Origin of the sequence: Citrobacter sp. wls829 (assembly GCF_005280825.1) — a bacterium.
Classification (GTDB): domain Bacteria; phylum Pseudomonadota; class Gammaproteobacteria; order Enterobacterales; family Enterobacteriaceae; genus Citrobacter; species Citrobacter gillenii.
In genome coordinates this window covers 1-2,714 of sequence record NZ_SZWP01000028.1, presented here as the reverse complement: position 1 = coordinate 2,714, position 2,714 = coordinate 1, and the positions used below count along the sequence as shown (strand labels likewise).

2 protein-coding genes and 1 pseudogene are annotated in these 2,714 nt (G+C 42.3%); 1 reads left to right on the top strand and 2 read right to left on the bottom strand.

The window, feature by feature from the left end:
- Positions 1 to 104 (bottom strand): annotated as a pseudogene (locus tag FDW88_RS02615) (IS5/IS1182 family transposase); the annotation flags it as partial.
- A 976-nt stretch (positions 105 to 1,080) separates the two neighbouring features.
- Here FDW88_RS02615 and FDW88_RS02610 point away from each other — a divergent pair.
- Positions 1,081 to 1,695, top strand: coding sequence for a recombinase family protein (locus tag FDW88_RS02610; RefSeq protein ID WP_046481659.1), 615 nt, complete (start codon positions 1,081 to 1,083; stop codon positions 1,693 to 1,695).
- A gap of 197 nt (positions 1,696 to 1,892) precedes the next feature.
- Here the strand turns inward: FDW88_RS02610 and FDW88_RS02605 are convergent, their stop codons facing one another.
- Positions 1,893 to 2,633, bottom strand: coding sequence for a GIY-YIG nuclease family protein (locus tag FDW88_RS02605; protein WP_046481660.1), 741 nt, complete (start codon positions 2,631 to 2,633; stop codon positions 1,893 to 1,895).
- Positions 2,634 to 2,714: the final 81 nt, after the last annotated feature.

Sequence of the window (2,714 nt, the reverse complement as noted above, 5' to 3'; positions counted from 1 at the left end):
TGCCATGGCAGAATCTGCTCCATGCGGGACAAGAAAATCTCTTTTCTGGTCTGACGGCGCTTACTGCTGAATTCACTGTCGGCGAAGGTAAGTTGATGACTCATGATGAACCCTGTTCCATGGCTCCAGATGACAAACATGATCTCATATCAGGGACTTGTTCGCACCTTCCCTAGATGATTCGCAAATCATGACCAATATGGTTTCAAAGAAAAAAAAGCAAATGCTTGCTGTGAATGGTGGAATCTATGATCGGGACATTTGCCAGAAGTAGTATTTCATACTATTCAGTTACATATAGCCATGACACCTTAATTTTTGGGTCAACCTTTGATGAAATCAGGAACGCACGCTTCCAGTAAGTATTGCACCATTAGTAACACCTGGTTCACCTGTACACATATTTAATGACACCAGGCCGCCTAAATCGCATCCTGAGACGCTTAAGCGAAAAAATGATACAACTACAGATATACAATCAAAACCCGTGACAACGCGATACAGGAGCGTTTACGTGATATCACTTGTATTACCTTACAACGTTGAAACCTGGATCGTGAGCGAAGCGAACACACGAACGAAGTGAGTGTCAGGTAACAGAACTACATAATTATATTTTAATATTTTATATATAGAGAAAAATGTAGTTTTTGGTATGTTTTTTATACACACGTTAACTGTCCGTCTTCGCTTCGCTTGACGGAACTCGCTACGCTCGCGGTCCTGAATATCTTTATCGTTAACCGCCTTCGGCGGTTTTTACTGGCAATACGTTCCCAGGACATACTCCGCGATGGCTACATCCGGGTAAATCGGTTGAGACGTCCATGTCAGGCATTGATCAAATGCTAAAATCTCAAACAGCTATTTCTGCTGGCTAAATCATTCATCTCAATTTGTCAGACGACAATTAGATAAGAACCATTTCCAACAAAAAACATAATGATACTGTCTCTTTGGGGTATACCTGATAAAGACCATGATAAGAAGTCTCAATACAATCAAATTCAACCCTATTGACTACAAAACAATGTAATGTATCATATGGGTATTTATTTGATACTTAAAAGAGAATACATAATGAATGTCCGTATCTACTGCCGTGCATCTACTGAAGGCCAACATGCTGACCGTGCATTAGTTAGCTTGCGCGAATTTGCGCAAAGCAAAAACTGGTCGATTGCCGGAGAATACATTGAGAATGCCAGCGGTGCGAAGCTGGAGCGTGTGGAACTAATGCATCTTCTTGAAGAAGCACAACCTGGCGATCTGCTTCTTATTGAAGCGATTGACCGTCTCAGTCGTCTTCAACATGAAGAATGGGCTGAACTCAAAGCTACGCTGAACAGTAAAGGGCTGGTTATTGTATCAATGGATTTGCCAACAAGCTGGCAGATGGTTGAAATGTCTGGTAGTGACCTAACCAGCGGCATTTTGAGAGCAGTTAATGCCATGCTGATCGATATCCTCGCGACAATGGCACGACAAGATTATGAAACCCGGCGTAAACGCCAGGCACAAGGGATCGCAAAAGCAAAACAGGCAGGTTTGTATACGGGGAAAGAAAAAGATATGCAAGCCCGTGAAGTGGTTCGGGAAATGCTGGCACAGAACGTTAAACCAGCCCACATCATGAAAGCAGCAGATATCAGTCGCGCCACCTTTTACCGAATCAAGAAAGAGTTAGTAAGCTAATTATATTCGATTCTGACCGGATTAATGCGCAGACAGAACGTACTCGAATCTGACCATCCGTCCTGAGCGAAGAGGACGTTCGTTGTTTATTACTACCGGATCCACTTTGATAAAATCTGCGTATTTAATTGACAGCGAGCAGGCCAACCTGCGGAACGTTCAGGCTGATACGACTGTAAGAAGGAAAAAATAATCTTTCATTTTAGCTTCATCATATTTTGTGTGAGCACCTCGAAAGGTACAACATCACCAATTGTGTAATTGAGTTGAAAATACTGCCTAAGCTCAACGCCCCCCATAATGCGGGGTGAACCAGACTGATTGGCAGTTCGGTTAATCATTGCCGTGATGGAAGACATGCCATCATGAAGAACAATCTTGATGTTCTCACCGTCTTTACCAAACTTTTGAGAACTTACTACCGGCACATTAAAGAATCCTCTTCGCCAGTACGTATCTGTCATGTTGAAAGTGAATTGTTTAATACTGCTATGTGTGATGATTTCAGCTTCAGTTGATATTACTTCCTCACACTTCAGTTCTGGCCTCTGAATTCCATTCCATTCAGGGTTAATGGCACTAATGATGGAATCCTCAAGACCAGCAGCAAGATTTAAGTGAAATTGCCCGTAGTGCATCAGTCCCGAATCTGGAAGCACTAAGATATCAACGGCAACATTATTAGATAGCATCTCAATGATGTTAGCGTTATTTTTTATATTCGTAGTCTGGGAAGGGCCTGGACGTGAATAATGGTACATCCTGTTACGTAGTAGACGAGTGGTTTTACCAACGTATTTTACCTCACCATCACAAACAAATGCATAGAGGTTGTTCTTAACATCTGTGAATCTGTCATCGAGATGGTACTTCAGGCTACCGTCTATAATCTGCCAGAATCCCACCTTGATAAAACCAATCTCAGTCAAACGATTCATGTTAGGGTTCCATATGGAATAGTAAAAGCATTATACATGCTGAACTCCTCACTGGGTAATCCCCCCGAAAAACCGGTGTGT

Bases quoted from the DNA above. Each gene is read 5' to 3' on its own strand.
- FDW88_RS02610 (WP_046481659.1), top strand. From the start codon at position 1,081: ATGAATGTCCGTATCTACTGCCGTGCATCTACTGAAGGCCAACATGCT.
- FDW88_RS02605 (WP_046481660.1), bottom strand. From the start codon at position 2,633: ATGAATCGTTTGACTGAGATTGGTTTTATCAAGGTGGGATTCTGGCAG.